Annotated in this window: 17 protein-coding genes; 12 read left to right on the top strand and 5 right to left on the bottom strand. The window is 70.3% G+C overall.

The window, feature by feature from the left end:
• Position 1: 1 nt before the first annotated feature.
• Positions 2 to 832, top strand: coding sequence for a haloalkane dehalogenase (locus IE317_RS29690; RefSeq protein WP_191314653.1), 831 nt, complete (start codon positions 2 to 4; stop codon positions 830 to 832).
• Positions 833 to 965: 133 nt separating this feature from the next.
• Here the strand turns inward: IE317_RS29690 and IE317_RS29695 are convergent, their stop codons facing one another.
• From IE317_RS29695 to IE317_RS29705, 3 genes are all read right to left on the bottom strand, one after another.
• Positions 966 to 2,198, bottom strand: a complete 1,233-nt coding sequence (locus IE317_RS29695; protein ID WP_191314654.1) for an HNH endonuclease signature motif containing protein — start codon at positions 2,196 to 2,198, stop codon at positions 966 to 968.
• 134 nt (positions 2,199 to 2,332) lie between these two features.
• On the bottom strand, positions 2,333 to 2,959 hold the full coding sequence (locus tag IE317_RS29700) for a TetR/AcrR family transcriptional regulator (protein WP_191314655.1): 627 nt from the start codon (positions 2,957 to 2,959) through the stop codon (positions 2,333 to 2,335).
• A gap of 1 nt (position 2,960) precedes the next feature.
• Positions 2,961 to 4,364, bottom strand: a complete 1,404-nt coding sequence (locus IE317_RS29705; RefSeq protein ID WP_191314656.1) for a fatty acid desaturase — start codon at positions 4,362 to 4,364, stop codon at positions 2,961 to 2,963.
• Positions 4,365 to 4,876: 512 nt separating this feature from the next.
• On the opposite strand from IE317_RS29705, the gene IE317_RS29710 reads away from it, so the two are divergent.
• The 7 genes from IE317_RS29710 (at position 4,877) to IE317_RS29740 (ending at position 11,408) form a co-directional block, all read left to right on the top strand.
• Positions 4,877 to 7,264: a sensor histidine kinase gene (locus IE317_RS29710; RefSeq protein ID WP_191314657.1), complete on the top strand. Its 2,388-nt coding sequence runs from the start codon at positions 4,877 to 4,879 to the stop codon at positions 7,262 to 7,264.
• A 53-nt stretch (positions 7,265 to 7,317) separates the two neighbouring features.
• Positions 7,318 to 7,743: a roadblock/LC7 domain-containing protein gene (locus IE317_RS29715; protein WP_013228184.1), complete on the top strand. Its 426-nt coding sequence runs from the start codon at positions 7,318 to 7,320 to the stop codon at positions 7,741 to 7,743.
• Complete coding sequence (locus tag IE317_RS29720; RefSeq protein ID WP_191314658.1) at positions 7,740 to 8,111, top strand: DUF742 domain-containing protein; 372 nt, start codon at positions 7,740 to 7,742, stop codon at positions 8,109 to 8,111. The genes IE317_RS29715 and IE317_RS29720 overlap by 4 nt, the downstream gene beginning before the upstream one ends.
• A 16-nt stretch (positions 8,112 to 8,127) precedes the next feature.
• The gene (locus IE317_RS29725) at positions 8,128 to 8,682 is read left to right on the top strand and encodes a GTP-binding protein (protein WP_103348102.1); all 555 of its coding nucleotides are present in this window, start codon (positions 8,128 to 8,130) and stop codon (positions 8,680 to 8,682) included.
• A gap of 162 nt (positions 8,683 to 8,844) precedes the next feature.
• A complete protein-coding gene (locus IE317_RS29730) occupies positions 8,845 to 9,945 on the top strand; it encodes a hypothetical protein (RefSeq protein WP_229902993.1) in 1,101 nt (366 codons plus the stop codon).
• A 21-nt stretch (positions 9,946 to 9,966) separates the two neighbouring features.
• Positions 9,967 to 10,596: a hypothetical protein gene (locus tag IE317_RS29735; protein ID WP_191314659.1), complete on the top strand. Its 630-nt coding sequence runs from the start codon at positions 9,967 to 9,969 to the stop codon at positions 10,594 to 10,596.
• Complete coding sequence (locus tag IE317_RS29740) at positions 10,593 to 11,408, top strand: hypothetical protein (RefSeq protein WP_191314660.1); 816 nt, start codon at positions 10,593 to 10,595, stop codon at positions 11,406 to 11,408. Before IE317_RS29735 ends, IE317_RS29740 begins: the two co-directional genes overlap by 4 nt.
• A 58-nt stretch (positions 11,409 to 11,466) precedes the next feature.
• Here the strand turns inward: IE317_RS29740 and IE317_RS29745 are convergent, their stop codons facing one another.
• The gene (locus IE317_RS29745; RefSeq protein WP_191314661.1) at positions 11,467 to 12,339 is read right to left on the bottom strand and encodes an RNA polymerase sigma-70 factor; all 873 of its coding nucleotides are present in this window, start codon (positions 12,337 to 12,339) and stop codon (positions 11,467 to 11,469) included.
• 14 nt (positions 12,340 to 12,353) lie between these two features.
• Positions 12,354 to 12,722: a DoxX family protein gene (locus IE317_RS29750; protein ID WP_191314662.1), complete on the bottom strand. Its 369-nt coding sequence runs from the start codon at positions 12,720 to 12,722 to the stop codon at positions 12,354 to 12,356.
• A gap of 99 nt (positions 12,723 to 12,821) precedes the next feature.
• Between IE317_RS29750 and IE317_RS29755 the strand changes: the two genes are divergently transcribed.
• The 4 genes from IE317_RS29755 to IE317_RS29770 all read left to right on the top strand — a co-directional run bounded on the left by IE317_RS29755 (position 12,822) and on the right by IE317_RS29770 (position 17,663).
• Positions 12,822 to 13,379 carry a TetR/AcrR family transcriptional regulator gene (locus IE317_RS29755; protein WP_191314663.1) on the top strand — a complete coding sequence of 186 codons (558 nt, stop codon included), beginning with the start codon at positions 12,822 to 12,824 and terminating at the stop codon, positions 13,377 to 13,379.
• A gap of 16 nt (positions 13,380 to 13,395) precedes the next feature.
• Complete coding sequence (locus IE317_RS29760; protein ID WP_191314664.1) at positions 13,396 to 14,124, top strand: cupin domain-containing protein; 729 nt, start codon at positions 13,396 to 13,398, stop codon at positions 14,122 to 14,124.
• Positions 14,125 to 14,389: 265 nt separating this feature from the next.
• On the top strand, positions 14,390 to 16,159 hold the full coding sequence (locus tag IE317_RS29765) for a DUF1996 domain-containing protein (RefSeq protein ID WP_191314665.1): 1,770 nt from the start codon (positions 14,390 to 14,392) through the stop codon (positions 16,157 to 16,159).
• 52 nt (positions 16,160 to 16,211) lie between these two features.
• Positions 16,212 to 17,663 (top strand): glycoside hydrolase family 43 protein, encoded by a 1,452-nt coding sequence (locus IE317_RS29770; RefSeq protein WP_191314666.1) that lies wholly within the window; start codon positions 16,212 to 16,214, stop codon positions 17,661 to 17,663.
• The last annotated feature ends 15 nt before the right edge of the window (positions 17,664 to 17,678 follow it).

Here is a 17,678-nt window from a genome sequence, read left to right on the forward strand (position 1 = left end):
GATGCTGCACCACGAAGAAACCGGCACCGGCACGCCGATCGTGTTCCTGCACGGCAACCCGAGCTCGTCGCACAGCTGGCGCCACGTCCTCCCGCACATCGGCGGCGGACGGCTGCTGGCCCCCGACCTCATCGGCATGGGCCGCTCGCCCAAGCCGGACATCGCGTACACGTTCGCCGACCACGCCCGCCACCTCGGCACGTGGTTCGACGCGCTCGGCCTGGACGACGTCGTCCTCGTCGGCCACGACTGGGGTGGCGCGCTCGCCTTCGACTGGGCCGCGCGGAATCCCGGCCGGGTCCGCGGGCTCGCGTTCTTCGAAACCATCGTGAAGCCCATGGCGTGGGAGGATCTGTCGCCGCAGGCGGCCGAGCGGTCGCGGAAGATCCGCACCCCGGGCGTCGGCGAGGACATGGTGCTGACCCAGGACCTGTTCATCCGCCAGGCGTTCACCGGCGGCGTGCGCACCCCGGTGAGCGACGACGACCTGGCCGCCTACCTCGCCCCGTTCCCGACCCCCGAAAGCCGCCGCCCGGTGCTGGCCTGGGCGCGTCAGCTGCCGCTGGGCGGCGACCCGGCCGAGCTGGTCTCGCGCATCGAGGCCTACGACGAGTGGCTGGCCACCAGTGACGGCACGCCGAAGCTGCTCATGACGTTCGAGGGGTCACCGACGCTGCTGATCGGCGAGAAGATGGCGCAGTGGTGCGCGGAGAACATCGCCGGGCTCGAGGTGGTCGCGTGCGGGGAAGCCGGGCACCACGCGCAGGAGGACCGGCCGAAGGAGATCGCCGCGGAAATCGCGGCGTGGCTGGACCGGCACGGACTGCGGTAGGGCGTCCGCACCGGTGCGCCGTGCCAACCGGGTACGGGGCGTGGGCGGCGGTTTCCGGGGTAGTTCCGGCGGCGGACCCCCAACGGGGATGGGTGTGGGCCCGTAGCCGTGTGGCTGCGGGCCGTTCCGATGTTCACGCTGCGAAGGGCAGCGGCTCGTGGAGGTTGTTGCGCCGAGGTTTTCGGCGACGGTCGATGAACTCCGGTGGGAGGAACTCGGGGAGGCCGTCGGCGGCTATGCGGACTTCCCAGCCCGAGCGGTGCAGCAAGCGGTGGTGGTGGGCGCACATCAAGACCAGATTGTTCAGGTTGGTGGGGCCGCCGTCGGCCCAGTGGCGGATGTGGTGACCTTGGCAGTGCCGGGGTGGCCGATGGCAGCCCGGGAATGCGCAGCCCCGGTCCCGCAGGAACAACGCCCGCCGCAACCCGGCGGAGATCAGGCGGCGCAGGCGGCCGAGGTTGAGAGGTTCGCTCTTCGCGCCCAGGACTGCGGGGATGATCATGGCGTCGCAGGCATGCACCCGAGCTTCAGCGGCCGAGAGGGTGCCTGTGTCGCCGAGCGTCGCGGTCCCGACTCCGGTCTTCAGGTGATCGAGGGAGACCGCGACCATGACGTGGGCGCGTTCCCCGGCCTGCATCGGCAAATCCGGAGAGTTCAAAGCCAGGTCGACCGCGTCGGAGAAGGCATCCCCGTAGCGCTGGGGCAGTGTCCGGAGATCGGGACCCTCATCACCGGTCCGGCGCTCGGCCAGAACATCCAACAACGCACTGGCTCGGGTACCGGTCTCGTCATCGAACCTGCCACGCAAGTCCCAGACCCCGGATCGCTTGCGCCGCAGGAACAACTCCCGGGTCGGCGCCACCGGTTCGGTGTCGACAGGCTCCTGACCGCCGGGGTTCACGTGGGCCAGAATCCGTGCTCCCAAAGCAGCGACTTGCTTGTGTCCGGCCTCGGCAGCAAAAGTAACAAGGTGGGTCTCGGCGCTTTCCCGGTGTTCCACAGGAACATCGGCGAGCACACCGGTGATCACATCGATCATCGGATTGCTCAACTGCCCAGCCAGGGCAGCAGCACCGGTTGCAGGCGCCAAAGCAGGGATCGGACTGCCATCGAGGTTGCGGCCAGGGTTCAGCAAGCGGGCGCGCTTCACCAACCGTTCAGCAGCAGCCTTGGGAATGTCGGCGAGGTGTTCCAGCAGCCGGGCAACAGAGCGATACCCGAACACCTCCATCACTCCGCGCTGCTCGATCTCCACCAGCAGCGCACCGAGTCCGGCTTCAGCCGACCGCATGCACGCGACGAACTCACCAATGCGGTCGGCCAGAGCCACCGCCTCGGAGGAACACAGAGTCGCGTCGCTGTTCATACCTCCAAGCTACCGAGATTCGAACACATGTCATCACTCGATTAGGTAGGTCCACAAGCGACTGTCCGCATCGCAGAACAGGCGCGCATCCGGCAGCGGGGCATTGCGGTGGTGCCCCGGAAGACCTTCCACACCTAGGTGTGCCGCAGCGGGGGGTTCGCCGTCGCCCCGAGAACCCGTGCGACCACCCACGCCACGCCGTCGGCCGTGCGGGCCGGGGTTTCCGATGGCTGCATGACGTGGCTCAGCACCGTCCGGACGACCAGGTCGATCACCACGTCCACCTGCTCGGCGGTCAGCGGCGGCCGGTAGCTCGCCACCCGCGCGGCCACCACCGCCTTCGCCCGGCCGAGCAGCTCTCCGGAATCGGTGGTCAGCAGCGGCAGGAGCTCGGGGGCCGTGCCGTGGGTCGCGGAGGCGATGGCGCGCAGCAGTGTGTTGTCGTCGGCGAGTTCGAGGACCCCGCGGACGGCGTCGTAGATCGCCTCGACCAGGTCGTCCGGGTGGCGGTCGAAGGCGGCGCCGACGACCGAGAGGAACCGGCCGAGCTCGTGCGCGACCATCGCTTCGGCCAGCGCGGCCTTGGAGCCGATCTCGTTGTACACGGTCTGGCGGCTGACGCCGGCCAGCTCGGCCAGCCGGGCCATCGTCACCGCCTGCCAGCCGGACCGCGCGGTCAGCTCGATCGCCGCGGCGATGATCGGCTGCCGGTGCTGACCACCTTCCGCCGGCACCGGAACCGCCCTGCTCATGATCCGCATTCTAGGCCGGGCCCACCCGCCCCGGTGCGACGAAGTCGACCTTCTCACGCACTCCGCAGTCCGGGCAGCACCAGGAATCCGGGATCGCCGTCCACGGCGTGCCGGCCGGGAAGCCCTCCCGCGGGTCGCCGCGCTGTTCGTCGTAGACGTACCCGCAGCCGGGGCACATGCCGCCTTCGGTGGCGTCGCCGCGGGTGTCGGCGGCCTCGGGGGCGGCCGCCGTGACGCGGGTTCCGTAGCGGGCCAGGACCTTCTCGCGCCGGGCGGGCTGGATGTTGGCGCGCGAGATGTCCCCGCCGTAGTGGGCGAGCACGCGCGGGTCCATCACCCGGCGCCACAGCGGCGGCACGAGCGCCAGCACGATCATCCCGGCGTACCCGGCGGGCAGCACCGGCGATTCGGCGAAGTCGCGCAAGGTCTGGTATCGCCGCGTCGGGTTGGCGTGGTGGTCGCTGTGCCGCTGCAGGTGGTAGAGCAGGACGTTCGTGGCGATGTTGTTGGAGTTCCAGCTGTGGCTCGGGTCGACGCGCTCGTACCGGCGCCGCCCGGGCACGCCGACCCGCTGCCGCAGCATGCCGTAGTGCTCCATGTAGTTGACCACCTCCAGCAGCGAAAACCCGACGACGGCCTGGAGCACCAGGTAGGGCAGGATCTCCACGCCGAGCCAGGCGACCGTCGCCGCCCACAGCACCGCGGACATCAGCCAGGCGTTCAGCACGTCGTTGCCGAGCCGGTACGGGTGGCGGTCGCGCCGGGCGTAGCGCTTGCGCTCCAGCCGCCACGCCGACTTCAGCGAACCGAAGACCGTCCGCGGCCAGAAGCGGTAGAAGCTTTCGCCGACGCGGCTGCTCGCCGGGTCCTCCGGGGTCGCCACGCGGACGTGGTGGCCGCGGTTGTGCTCGATGTAGAAGTGGCCGTACCAGCTCTGCGCCAGCGCGATCTTCGACAGCCAGCGTTCGTGGCTCTCCTTCTTGTGGCCCAGTTCGTGCGCGGTGTTGATGCCGATCCCGCCGACGCACCCGATCGACACGGCGAGCCCGATCTTGTCGGCCACGGTGAGCTCGCCCCGCGCGATCAGCCAGAACGCCGCCGCGAAGCCGAGGTACTGGACGGGCAGGAAGGCGAAGGTGATCCAGCGGTAGTAGCGGTCGTTCTCCAGCCGCGCGATGACGTCGTCGGGCGGATTGCTCCGGTCCAGCCCGGCGACCAGGTCGATGGCCGGCACGATCACCAGGATCACCACCGGCCCGATCCAGAACCAGCCACCCCACCCGGTGGCGGCGTGCAACCCGATGGCGAGGAACGCCAGGGAGGGCACGACGAGGCCGATCAGCCAGAGGTAGCGCTTGCGGTCACGCCAGAGCTCGGTGGAACCGGCGGGCAGGGTCCCGGTCGCTTCGCTCATCACACCCTCCTTGGCGGCTGAGTTGACAGGAGAGTAACGGTTGTAAAGCTGATTCGACAAGTTCCGCTTCTCTGTCAAGGAGCCGGTCGCAGAGGACACCGGGGCCGCAGTGAATGACTCATTCCTGGCGCCGGATGCCTGGAATGAGTCATTCACTGCAACCGTCGCCGGCCGCGCGCGGCGAACCGGCAGGCGCGACTTTCACCCGTTCGGCCCAGTGGACAAGCCGTCGAAATGTGTCCCAGGCCTGCTACCAGAGCAAATGGCGGTAATCGTCTCCGAACAGAAAGTAAACACCGTTCGCCGCAGACCGGACGAGTGTCCGGAAGCCGGGTCGCACCCACCGGGTGTCAGGGGTTCGTGGTAAAAAACGGACCCTGATCGATTCCGCGGCAACACGGAGGGTGAGGCGAAGACGGGTGACGGCGGCCGCTGTGTCCCATCGTCGTGTCCGCTTCCTCGTCCGGGTCCCCTTTCCTCGCCGACCGTCACTCAGGAGTTCGTGAACCGCCGTGCTGAACAAAGACCCCAGGGACGAGTCGGACAAGCCGTACGACAAGTCGATCCGCAAAAGGCTGACCAGGACCGTTCTCATTCCCAGTGTGACGCTGCTGGTGCTGTGGATCGCGGTCTCGTCCTACTTCCTCTTCAATGGCGTTTACGTCCGCCTCGTCGCCGCTTCCGTGCGCGAGGTGTCGATCCCCGCCGCCACCGCGCTGGCCGAGTTCCAGAAGGAACGCCAGACCGCGCTGCAGTACCTCGACGACCCGGCGCTCGGCCCGGCCCGGCTCCAGCAGCAGCAGAAGGCCACCGACGCCAAGCTTTCCGAGCTGAAGGACGCGTTCGCCGCGACCATCTCCAACGCGCCGGACGAGATCGCGTCCAAGGTGAACGCGCTGAAGTCGCAGTTCGACCAGCTGCCGGTGCTGCGCTCGCAGATCAGCTTCCGCAGCATCGACCGCGCCCAGGTCAACACCTACTACAACGGCGTGATGGACACCGCGTCCAACCTCTTCGACACCCAGGCCCGGATCGTCCCCGACGCCGAAGCCGCGACCGGCGGCATCACGGCGACGTCGGTGTTCCGCGCGGGTGACATGATGTCGCGCGAGACGTCGCTGGTCTCGACCGCCTTCTCCGCCGGGACCTTCGCCCCCGACGACTTCGCCCAGTTCGCGCGGCTGTCCGGCCTCTACCGGACGCAGCTGGCGCAGATCGAGCCGTTCCTCGACCCGAGCGTCCGCCAGAAGTACCAGGCGCTGGCCACCGGGACGGCGTGGCGGCAGCTGGCGACGGCCGAGGAGGCGCTCGTCAAGCACGGCCCTTGGTCGGCGGGCGAGCAGAAGTCCGTGCCGGTGTCCGAAACGGACTGGGAGCACGCGACGACCCAGGTCGCCCAGGGCCTGAACGACCTGGCGATCACCCAGGCCGACAAGGTTTCGGCCGCCGCGATCGACGCCGGTGACGCCCAGCTGCGCAACGTCATCATCGGCTCCATCGTCGCCCTGCTCGCCTCGCTGGCGGCGATCATCGTCGCGGTGCGGGTGTCCCGCTCGCTCGTCGACCGCGCCCTGATGACGCGCCTCGCCCGGCTGCGCAACGACTCCCTCGACCTCGCCCGCAACCGGCTGCCGGACATCGTGGAGCGGCTGAAGAGCGGCGAACCGGTCGACCTGAAGGACGAGCTCCCCCGGCTCGACCACGGCCGCGACGAGATCGGGCAGGTGGCCGAGGCGTTCAACGTCGCCCAGCTGACCGCGGTCAACGCCGCGGCGAGCGAGGCCAAGGCCCGCAGCGGCGTGCACAACGTGTTCCTCGGCATCGCGCACCGCAACCAGGTCCTCGTCCACCAGCAGCTGCAGATCCTCGACGAGATGGAAGCCCGCGAAGAGGATTCGACGCAGCTGGCGTCGCTGTTCCAGCTCGACCACCTCGCCGCCCGCGCCCGCCGCACCACCGAGAACCTGATCATCCTCGGCGGCAAGCAGCCCGGCCGCCGCTGGCGCAAGCCGGTGCCGCTGATGGAGGTCCTGCGCGCCGCGGTTTCGGAAACCGAGCAGTACGCGCGGGTCCAGGTCGAGCAGGTGCCCGACGTCTCGATCGTCGGCGCCGCGGTGGCCGACACGATCCACCTCGTCGCCGAGCTGGTCGACAACGCGACGTCGTTCTCGCCGCCCGGCTCGCCGGTCGAGGTGACCAGCCGGATGGTCGCGCGCGGTGTCGTCGTCGACGTGTCGGACCAGGGGCTCGGCATGAAGGACGGCGTCCGCGAGTGGGCGAACGCGATGATGGCCGAAGCCCCCGAGTTCGACGCGATGGCGCTGCGCGCGGACTCCAGCCTCGGCCTGTTCGTGGTCGCGCGGCTGGCGGCCCGGCTCGGCATCACCGTCACCTTCGACCCGTCCCGCTACGGCGGGCTGCGCGCCACCGTCCTGATCCCCACCCAGCACCTGGCCGGCGAGGACGGCGGCCCCGGGTCCACCCCCGCGGAGGACACCGCGGTCCTCGCCCCGGTGGGCGCGCCGGCGCCGCAGGCAGAAGAAAGCCCGCTCCGCACGATGGACACACCCAGCTCGTTCAGCGGTCAGATCCCGATGAAGCGAGACACCAAACCGAGGCCGTACCCGGCACGCGCCCTCACCCCGCCCGACGCCCTCCCCTCGGTGCCGGCGGCGCCGCCGGAGCCGGCGGCCATCACCCCGGCAACGGACGTGCAGCCGACCGACAACCGGCCCCGGCTGCCCCGGCGGGAGCCGCAGCAGAACCTCGTCGCCCAGCTCGAGAACGAACCCGACGACAGCCAGGACGAGGTCGTGGCCCCGGGCGAAGGCACCGCGCGCACGCTCGCGGCGTTCCACAAGGGCACCCGCCGCGGGCGCGGCGGACCGGACGACGCGTAATCCCCGACCACACACCGGAAAGTCCACAAAGGAAAGTCAGGGTCTGAAGTCGAATGAACGAGTACGGGAGCCCCAAACCCGATCTCAACTGGCTGCTCGACGACATGGTGAACCGCGTGGTCGGCGCGCAGAACGCCATCGTGCTGTCCGCCGACGGGCTGCTGATCGGCAAGTCGGCCGGGATGAGCAAGGACGACTCGGACCAGCTTTCGGCCATCGCCTCCAGCCTGCAGAGCCTGGCCAAGGGGGTGAGCAAGCAGTTCAACCGCGGTCCGGTGCTGCAGAACATGATCGAGATGGAACGCGGTTACCTGTTCGTCTCCGCGGCCGGTCAAGGTGCCTGCCTCGCCGTGCTGGCGGCGGACAACGTCGACGTCGAAATGATCGCCTACGAGATGAGCCGGCTCGTCAAGCGCGTCGGTGACTACATGGCGTCCGCGCCGCGAGAAGCGGCGTCGGTGCTGCGGGAGGCCACATGAGTGCCGAAGACGGCTGGTACGACGAAGCCGCCGGACCACTGGTCCGGCCGTACACGATCACCAGCGGCCGGACCCCGGCCGGCGCTGCGCGGCTGGACCTGTCCACGCAGGTGATGACCCTGCGGTCGGAGCAGGAACCGGCCGGGCTGGGCCCGGAGCACGTGGCGATCGTGCAGCTGTGCCGCCACCCGGTGTCCGTCGCCGAGATCGCCGTCTACGTCAAGATCCCGCTCGGGGTCGTGCGGGTGCTCGTCGGCGACCTGATCGAACGCGGCCTCGTCATCACGCGGTCGCCCACCCATAACCCGGCGCAGTCGCCGGACCTCGAAACACTCCAGGCGGTTCTCGATGGCCTCATCAAGTACTGACGGCACAGGGGCGGACATGGTCCCCACGCCGGTCAAGATCATCGTCGCGGGCGGTTTCGGCGCGGGGAAGACCACGATGGTCGGTTCGGTCAGCGAGATCCCCCCGCTGACCACCGAAGAGGTGCTCACCGAGGCGAGCGCCGGCGTCGACGACCTGTCCGGCGTCGAGCGGAAGACGACCACGACGGTCGCGCTGGACTTCGGCCGGATCACCATCTCGCCGCGGCACGTGCTGTACCTGTTCGGGACGCCGGGCCAGGCGCGCTTCTGGTTCATGTGGGACGACCTGGCCCGCGGGGCGATCGGGACGGTCGTGCTGGTCGACACCCGGCGGCTGGAGACCAGCTTCGCCGCGATCGACTTCTTCGAGCGCCGGAAGATCCCGTTCGTCGTCGCGGTGAACTGCTTCGACAACGCACCCCGCTACACCGCCGACGAGATCCGCGAGGCGCTGGTGGTCCCGGACCGTGTGCCGATCGTCATGTGTGACGCACGCGACCGTGACTCCAGCAAGCTCGCGCTGATCCGGCTCGTCAAGCACGCGATGACCGTGGTGCCCGCGCGGGTCTGAGACCTGCGCGTTGTCCGGTCTTGTCCTGACTGGACAACGCCGGTGTCCGTTGTGGCCCTCCGTGGCCGCGGCGGGCACCGGCGTACCCACATGGCGCAATTGACTGGACCACCCGGGTGCAGCCTTTTAGTTGAGCAAGCATCCAACTGATAGCATCCGCTCGTGACGAGTCGCGCGCCGGAGTTTCCTGAATATATAAGGGAAAACTATCCGGCGCAGGGTCGTCTCTTCGGCGACTTCCTGTGCGGGTTGTGGTCCACCGCCTGCGAAGCGCTCGACGTCCCCGTGGAGCAGTCCGTCCGGACCACCCGGATGTTGCGGTCGCTGCTGCCGCCGTGGGCGCACGAGCGGATCGGGCCGTCCCCCGTCCAGCCGTCCTATGTGGCGGACGACGGGTTCCCGGCCGAGATGTCGGTCAACTGGTCCGGCGACCGGCCGGAGCTGCGCGTGCTGTTCGACAGCCTCGGCCACGAGGTGGTCTGGCCTGGTGACAGCGTTTTCCGGACCCGGCGCCTCGACCACGTGCGCGAGACGTTCACCCCGCGCGCGGGCCGCCCGTCGCCGGCCCCGCTGTGGCATTCGATCGCCTGGCGGCCACCGTCCGGCTTGGTGCACAAGACGTATTTCGGCCTGTACTCGTGGCCCCACGCGCAACGCGAGGCCGCGGTGGCCGAAGCCATGGCCCAGCTCGGTCTCGGCGAAGCCTGGGCCGACACGCGCCGCCGTGTCGAAACTGTCGAAGGCGACCGCGAGATCGAGTTCTTCGCCGTCGACCTGACCGACGACGCCCAGGCCCGGGTCAAGATCTACTACCGCAACCACGACGCGGGCCTCGCCGAAGTCGAGCGGGTCGCTTCGGTGGCCCTGCACCACGACTCCGGCCGCGCACAGAGCGCTTACCGGACGCTGGCCGGCGACGGCGAGGGCGCCGGGGAGGCGGCGTTGAGCTGCCTGGCCTTCCGGTCCGGTGTGGACCGCGCCGCGGAGTCCACCACGTACCTGCGGCTGCCCGCCCTGGTGCCCGACGACCGCGAAGCCGTGGAGCGCACGGCCGCGTTGCTGCACGACCAGGGCGTGGACCCCGGGCGGTTCCGCACGCTCGCCGCCGCGCTGGCGCCCGGGCCGCTGAGCGGCAGCCGGGGTGTGCTGGAACTGGTGAGCTTCCGCGCGGCGGGCCGGGCCGGCGACGTGACCACCTACTTCCGCTTCCCGGTCTTCGACCGGCCGCCGCCCTCCCCCCTTTCGCCCGTCGACCTCGGATAGACCGACCTTGAGGAGCAGATCGTGACCGAGCAGGACGTCGAGCGCGTGGCCCGCCACAACGAGCAGCGGCAGCGGGAGTACGAGGGGTCGGACCTGATCCGGCTGCTGACCGACGAGAGCACCCCGGCCGAGACGAAGAAGGCGGTGCTCACCTACCTCCAGCCGTGGTCGAACGCCTTCCAGCGGATGATCAGCGCCCGCGTGACCTTCGAGAGCGACCCGGAGCTGCGCGCGCTCGCGTGCGAGCACCAGGCCGAAGAGGTCGGGCACGACAAGATCCTGGCCCGCAGCCGCGCCGACGACCGGGAGCTCGTCTGGGACCCGGTGATCGAGATGGGCGCGTCCTGGTTCGTCGACCAGTTCGCGATCCTGCCCGGCGTGCAGCGCGCGGTCCTGGCGCACCTGGCCCTCGAGGCCGGCAGCCTCGTGTTCAGCCAGGCGGGCACGAAGGCGTTCCCCGACGACGAATACTTCGAGCTGCACGACGAAGCGGACGTCGAGCACCTCGAGATGGGCTACGAAGTGCTGCGGCGGCGCACCGACTGGACGCCGGAAGCGGCGATCACCGTGCTGGACCGGGCGTGGCAGGTGATCGGCGTGGTGTCCGACCGCATCGCGGAGTGCGCTCGGCGCGATACGGTGGCGGCGTGACGACCACCGAACCGGCCGACGCCGCCCGGGAAATCGCGCTCGAGGCCGCCGGAGCGTACCGGGAAGCGTTGGGAGAGCGCCTGATCGGCGCCTACCTGCTGGGCAGTTTGGCCTACGGCGGTTACTCCGCGGCCGCGAGCGACATCGACCTGGCCCTGGTGCTCACCGAGAGCGACAGCGGCTCGCTGGTCGAGAACACGACGAAGGAGCTGCAGGAGCGAAGCCCGTTGCACCGCAAGCTGTCGGTGTTCTGGGCGTCCTTGCCGGCGTTGCGCGAAGGCCGCGACGACGGCCGCTTCCCGGCGCTGGACCGCCTGCAGCTGGCCGACGACGGCCGGGTGCTGCTGGGTGACGACGTCCGCGCGGAGGTCGCCCGCCCGTCGGCGGCGGAGCTGTTGCTGGAAAGCGCGCGCTTCGCGATCGCGGTGCTGGCCACCGACGAGGTGACGGCCGAGTTCCGCACGCCGAAGCGGCTGCTGGTGGACAAGGTCTGGTTCACGAAGGCGGTGTTGTTCCCGGTCAGGTTCCGCTACTCGGGAACGACGCCGACGGGCCGCGCGGCGAACAACGACGAAGCGATCGAGTGGTACTTGAGCTCGGCCGACGCTCCGGCCGCGTCACTGGTCCGGCTGGCGCGGCAGGTGCGCGCGGGTCACCCGCTGGACCCGGCCGAGGTGGAGCCGGAGCTGGCGGCGGGGCTGGTGCCGTTGTACCGGGCCTACATCGAGGCGGAAGTCCGCCGCCTGCGGGACACCGGGGCGCCGGAGGACCTGGTGAACGCGTTCGAGGACTGGAACAAGCGGCTGGGGTGAAGCGGAACCGGCGGTGTGCGGGGAAGCACGCCGCCGGCTCCCGTGCTCAGTGGATCCCTCAGCGCAGGGTCAACGGCGTCTCCGACGCCACCCGCGTCAGCTTCTCCGGGTTCCGGACGAAGTACAGCCCGCTGATCCGGCCGCCCTCGACGCGGACCGCCATGACGCCGTCGAACGCGCCGTCCACGTGCAGTGCCAGGCCCGGGTTGCCGTTCACGGTCATCGGCACGCCGGTCACTTCGATCTCCGTCTTGCCGATCCCGCCCACGATGAAGCGGCCCACCTTGTCCGCTCCCGACACCGGGCGCAGGGCCGCCTGCTTCACGCCGCCGCCGTCGCTCAGCAGCACCACGTCCGGCGCCAGCAAGTCCAGCAGCCCCTGCAGGTCACGGCCCTCCAGAGCCCGCTGGAACGACTCCAGCACCGCCCGGGTCTCCTGGGCCGAAACCACCTCCCGCGGACGTCGCGCGTCGACGTGCTGCCGGGCGCGATGAGCGATCTGCCGGACCGCCGCCGGGGTCTTCCCCACCGCCTCCGCGATCTCGGCGTAGCCGACGTCGAACACCTCACGCAGCACGAACACCGCGCGTTCGGTCGGCGAGAGCGTCTCCAGGACCAGCATCAACGCCATCGACACGCTTTCCGCGAGTTCGACGTCCTCGGCCACGTCCGGCGTCGTCAGCAGCGGCTCCGGCAGCCACGGCCCGACGTACGCCTCCTTGCGGCGCTGCATCGTGCGCAGCCGGTTGAGCGAAAGCCGGGTCGTGATCCGGACCAGGTACGCGCGCTCGTCACGCACCTCCGACAGGTCGACCTCGGCCCAGCGCAGCCACGTCTCCTGGAGGACGTCCTCCGCGTCGGCCGCCGAGCCGAGCATCTCGTAGGCCACCGTGAACAACAGGTTCCGGTGGGCGACGAACGCCTCGGTCATCCCGTCTCCTCCCCTCATGCCGGAAACCGGCCCCAGGCCACGAACGCCGCCACGGCCAGGTAGGCCAGGTTCAGCACGGCGAACCCGGCACTGCCGTGGCGGACGTGGGTGATCATCGCACCCACCATCAGCAGCACCCAGCAGGCGGCGGTCACCGGCACCAGCACCGGCGCGATACCGGTCACCGCGGGCAGGACCAGGCCGAGTGCGGCGAGCAGTTCCAGCGCGCCGAGGCTCTTGACGAAGCCGGGAGCGGCGTCGGCGGTCCATTCCCCGCCCGGCGCGGCCGCCAGTTTCTCCCTGCGCACGAACACTTTGCCGGCGCCTCCGGTCAGCGCCACGACGGCCAGCAGGCCGGCCGCGATCCACAGGGCCAAGTCCACGACGTTCTCCTCTCGAGCGTGTCCAGCCTCAAGACACCGCCCGGCGGAGAAGTGTGACAGCGTTGATTCTGTACCTACTAGTATGTACAGTCAGCGCCCATGGGAACCCGGGACGAACTCGTCGAGAGCGCCCGCGAGCTGCTGTGGGAACGCGGCTACGTCGGCACCAGCCCCAAGGCCATCCAGCAGCGCGCGGGCGCCGGCCAGGGCAGCATGTACCACCACTTCGCTGGCAAGAAGGACCTCGCGCTGGCCGCCGTGCGGCGCAGCGCGGAAGAACTGCTGGCCGCCGCCGACGAGCAGCTGCGCACGCCCGGCACCGCCGTCGAGCGCATCACCGCGTACCTGCGGCGCGAGCGCGAAGTGCTCAAGGGCTGCCCGATCGGCCGGCTCACCCAGGACCCCGACATCATCGCCGACCCGGAGCTGCGCGCCCCGGTCGACGAGACGCTGACCCGCGTGCGCATCCGGCTGGCCGAAGTCCTCGACGAAGGCCGGGAAGCGGGTGAGCTGTCCGCCTCCCTGGACACCGCGGCCCTGGCCGCCACGATCGTCGCCGTCCTGCAGGGCGGGTACGTGCTCGCCCGCGCCGCCGGCTCCCCCGAGCCGTTCGACCAGGCCGTTTCCGGCGTGCTCGCGCTGCTCACCGCCCACTGACCCGAGGAGACCCGTCATGCACGTCCGCCGCGTTCCGGCCACCAGCACCGCCGCCCCCGCCGAGGCCGTCACCGGCAGCGCCTGGATCACCTCGCTCGCGGTCCCCGAAGGCCCGTCCCGCACCCGGGTCGACCGCGTCCAGTTCGCCCCCGGCGCCCGCACCCGCTGGCACCGGCACCCGCTCGGCCAGGTCCTCGTCGTCACCGAAGGCACCGGGTACGTCCAGCGCCGCGGCGGCCCGGCCCAGCTGATCCGGCCGGGCGACACGGTCCGCGTCGCCGCCGGCGAGTGGCACTGGCACGGCGCCACCGACACGACGCCGATGACCCACCTGGCGATCGAGGAGCTCCCCGCCGACGGCACCCCGACCGAACTGGGGGACCCGGCCGGCGATGGCGAGCCCGCCGCCGTCCCGGCCTTCACCCGCACCCTGCTGGTGGACCAGCAGCTGGCGGCGCCCCGCGTGATCGATCACGTCGAAATCCGCCGGATCACCATCGCGCCGGGCGAACACCTCGGCCCGCACGTCCACAACGGACCGGTGTTCGGCAGCATCGAAACGGGCTCGGCCGTTTACCAGATCGAAGGGGAACCCGAAACCGTGCTCACTCCGGGCGACGTCTTCCACGAGCCCGAATCGGCGCGCATCGCCCGGTTCGACCCCGAAGGCGACGGCGTCACGTTCCTCGCCTACTTCCCCGTCGGACCAGGCGAGACGCCGACCCTGACCATGCTGGACGACTGAGGCCCGCACTCCACGCTTCACCGGGGTACACGGCTGCGGGTTCACGGCGGTTCACCACATTTCCGATCTCTTTCCTCACGCGACAAAGCACTGGACAACGGGACGCGCACGGGTCACGATTACGCCGTGCCCGCCCCCCGTTGAGTCGCCCGGAAAGAATCCGTCGACTCTTCACGAGGTGGACATTGTTATCGCTAACAGAGAACCGCTCCACTGGTGTCGGGCCAGTGGAATCTCTTCCCTTTGAACCCCCTGGAGCCCCTGCATGCCCGGAACCGCGGGAAAGCACCGCATCTCCCGACGAACCAAGATCGCCACCGGCGTCATGGCCCTGGCCGTGGCCGCCGGCGGCATCACGGCGGCGACCACCTTCGGCGCGTCCGACCAGGCCAGCGCCGACGAAGCCGACCCGGCGCTCTACATCGACATCCTGAAGGTGAAGCCGAACAACTTCGAGCCCGCGAACTCGCGCGGCGCGTCCACCGGCACCTTCACCGTCGACTGCGGCCGCAACGAAAACCAGCACTTCAACCCGGACAACTTCGTCGCGCAGCCCGGCGTCCGCAACGGTGCCCAGCACCTGCACGACTACGTCGGCAACCTCTCGTCGAACGCGGACTCGAACAACAAGAGCCTCGAAGCCGCCGGAACCACCTGCAAAAACGGCGACAAATCCGCCTACTTCTGGCCGGTTGTCCGCATCGACACCGGTGACGAAGAGAAGAACCCGCCCGCGAAGTCCCCGGACGGCGACCGCGACCAGGCGGCCCAGGCCGCCGCCTCCCCGGTGATCACCTGCCCGGACGTGGCCAGCCGGCTCCCGGACGTCCCCGACTCGGCGATGGCCGAGGTCAACCGCAACCTCGACCTGCTCGACACCCAGATCGACGAGGCCAACAAGCGGCTGATCAGCACGCGCGGCCAGGGCGGCCCCAACTTCGTCCAAAACGCCATCCTCGGCCCGCTCAAGGACAAGCGCGTCGCCACCATCGACCGGATGGCCATCGCCATCGGCCGCACCGCCGCCAAACCGCAGGGCCTCGACGCCCTCGCCCCCTGCACGCTCAAGGAACAGGCCGGCACCGGCGGCAACCCCGCGAGCAACGGCGGCGGCGCCCCCGGCGGCGCGGCCCAGCAGATCACCTGCCCGGACGTCGCGAGCAAGCTGCCCGCCGTCCCGGCGTCGGCCAAGGCCGAAGTGGACCGCAACCTCCAGCTGCTGAACACGCAGCTCCAGGAGGCGAACCAGCGGCTGGTCAGCACCCAGGGCCAAGGCGGCCCCAACTTCGTCCAGAACGCCATCCTCGGCCCGCTCAAGGACAAGCGCGTCGCCACCATCGACCGGATGGCCATCGCCATCGGCCGCACCGCCGCCAAACCCCAGGGCTTCGACGCCCTCGCTCCCTGCAGCCTCGGCCAGGGCGGCAACAACGGCAACAACGGTGGCGCCACGGCGACGCCGCCGCTGCCCGGCCCGGACGCGAACAACGAGCTGCCGGAGAACGACGGCCGGATCCAGCGCCCGGCCAAGGTCGGCATCACCTTCCGCGGCAGCGCGGCCGGCAAGGTCGTCGCGATGCCGAAGTTCCTGCGCGCCCTGTCCGGTGACGCCAAGCCGTCGATCAACGGCACGAAGAACACCCGGGCCGCGTGGACCTGCACCGGCTTCGAGAACCGGCTGACCGACAAGTACCCGATCTGCCCCGAAGGCAGCAAGGTGGAGCGGATCCACGACTTCCCGAGCTGCTGGGACGGCAAGAACACCGACAGCGCCAACCACCGCACGCACATCGTGTTCCCGGACCGGAACGGCCGCTGCGCCGCCGGGTTCACGGCGGTGCCGCAGCTGCGGACCACGCTGGTCTACGACATCCCGCACGACATCCAGGTCAAGAAGCAGTACAAAGTGGACTCGTTCCCGTCCGAAAAGCACAATCCCCTGTCCGACCACGACGACTTCGCGAACGTGATGTCGCAGAGCATCATGAACCAGGTCGTCAACTGCATCAACCGCAACAAGACCTGCACCGCCTGATCCCCGCGGGGTGCCCGCCGCGGACGGCGGCGGGCAACCTTAGGGAGACACGATGACGGTCCCGATCGTGCCGGGCTTCCACCCCGACCCGTCGATCTGCCGGGTCGGCGACACGTACTACCTGGCGAACTCCAGCTTCGAGTACGTGCCGGGTGTCCCGATCCGGCGCAGCACCGACCTCGTCTCGTGGGAGCTCATCGGCCACGCGCTGACCCGGCCCGGCCAGCTGCCGCCGAGCGAAGGCGCCGCGAACACCGGCATCTTCGCGCCGACGTTGCGGCACCACGACGGCCGCTTCCACCTGATCACCACGAACATCCTCGAAGGCCGCGGCCACCTGATCGTGACGGCGGCGGACCCGGCCGGCCCGTGGTCCGACCCGGTGCACGTGCCCGGCACCGACGGCATCGACCCCGACCTCTGCTGGGACGACGCCGGCGTCTGCCACCTCACCTGGGCGTCCTTCCGGCCGGACCTGCCGGGCATCGCGAGCGTCCCGATCGACCCCGGGACGGGCGCGATGCTCGGCGAGCCACGGCTGCTGTGGAACGGCACGGGCATGGCCGCGCCGGAAGGCCCGCACCTCTACCGCGTCGACGGCTGGTGGTACCTGCTGCTCGCCGAAGGCGGCACCGAACGCGGCCACGCCGTCACCGTCGCGCGCGCCCGCGCACTGGAGGGCCCGTACGAACCGGCGCCCGCGAACCCGATCCTGACCCACCGCAGCAGCACCCACCCGGTGCAGAACACCGGGCACGCCGATCTGGTCGAGTGCGCCGACGGCAGCTGGGCGATGGTGTACCTGGGCGTCCGGCCGCGCGGGAAGACCCCGCAGTTCCACGTCAACGGCCGGGAAACCTTCCTGGCCGGGGTGGACTGGGTCGACGGCTGGCCGGTCGTGGCCGAGGACCGGTACCCGGTCCCGCCGGCGGACAACAGCTTCACGGACGACTTCGCCGAGCCGCACCCGCGCTGGGTGGCCCCGGGTGCCGGGCCCGAGACCTTCACCCGCCGGGCCCGACCGGGCGAGCTGGTCCTCACGACGGGACGCCCCCTGCTGACCCGCGCCCTCGACGAGTACTGGACGGCGGTGGCCAGCCTCGACGTATCCCGCGGCACGGCCGCGTTCGTGGTCCGCCTCGACGACCGCCACTGGTACGGCCTGATCGCCGACGGCGCCAAGGTGGCGGCCACGCTGGCGATCGGCCCGGTCGTGCAGGCCGTCACCGAGGTGGCGGCGGGGCCGGTCGTGTCGCTGCGGATCCGGGCGCTCCGGCCGGATCCGTCCGGCCCGCTGCACGAAGCCGACGAGCCGGACCTCCTCGAGCTGTCGGTGCTCGGCGAGGAAGACCGGGTCCTCGGCGCGTTCGACGGCCGCTACCTCTCCACCGAGGTCGCGGCCGGGTTCACCGGTCGCATGATCGGCGTCGAAGCCCGCGCCGGAACGATTGCCCTGCGCGAGTTCCGCTACCGCAGCGAGCATCGGCAGAACTTATCGAGTTGAGCAGTTTTCATTGCT

This window comes from Amycolatopsis bullii, assembly GCF_014654205.1.
GTDB classification, from domain to species: Bacteria; Actinomycetota; Actinomycetes; order Mycobacteriales; family Pseudonocardiaceae; genus Amycolatopsis; species Amycolatopsis plumensis.

Coding starts and splice junctions, on each gene's coding strand:
- IE317_RS29690 (WP_191314653.1), top strand. CDS start 2: ATGCTGCACCACGAAGAAACCGGCACCGGCACGCCGATCGTGTTCCTG.
- IE317_RS29695 (WP_191314654.1), bottom strand. CDS start 2,198: ATGAACAGCGACGCGACTCTGTGTTCCTCCGAGGCGGTGGCTCTGGCC.
- IE317_RS29700 (WP_191314655.1), bottom strand. CDS start 2,959: ATGCGGATCATGAGCAGGGCGGTTCCGGTGCCGGCGGAAGGTGGTCAG.
- IE317_RS29705 (WP_191314656.1), bottom strand. CDS start 4,364: ATGAGCGAAGCGACCGGGACCCTGCCCGCCGGTTCCACCGAGCTCTGG.
- IE317_RS29715 (WP_013228184.1), top strand. CDS start 7,318: ATGAACGAGTACGGGAGCCCCAAACCCGATCTCAACTGGCTGCTCGAC.
- IE317_RS29720 (WP_191314658.1), top strand. CDS start 7,740: ATGAGTGCCGAAGACGGCTGGTACGACGAAGCCGCCGGACCACTGGTC.
- IE317_RS29725 (WP_103348102.1), top strand. CDS start 8,128: ATGGTCCCCACGCCGGTCAAGATCATCGTCGCGGGCGGTTTCGGCGCG.
- IE317_RS29745 (WP_191314661.1), bottom strand. CDS start 12,339: ATGACCGAGGCGTTCGTCGCCCACCGGAACCTGTTGTTCACGGTGGCC.
- IE317_RS29755 (WP_191314663.1), top strand. CDS start 12,822: ATGGGAACCCGGGACGAACTCGTCGAGAGCGCCCGCGAGCTGCTGTGG.
- IE317_RS29760 (WP_191314664.1), top strand. CDS start 13,396: ATGCACGTCCGCCGCGTTCCGGCCACCAGCACCGCCGCCCCCGCCGAG.
- IE317_RS29765 (WP_191314665.1), top strand. CDS start 14,390: ATGCCCGGAACCGCGGGAAAGCACCGCATCTCCCGACGAACCAAGATC.
- IE317_RS29770 (WP_191314666.1), top strand. CDS start 16,212: ATGACGGTCCCGATCGTGCCGGGCTTCCACCCCGACCCGTCGATCTGC.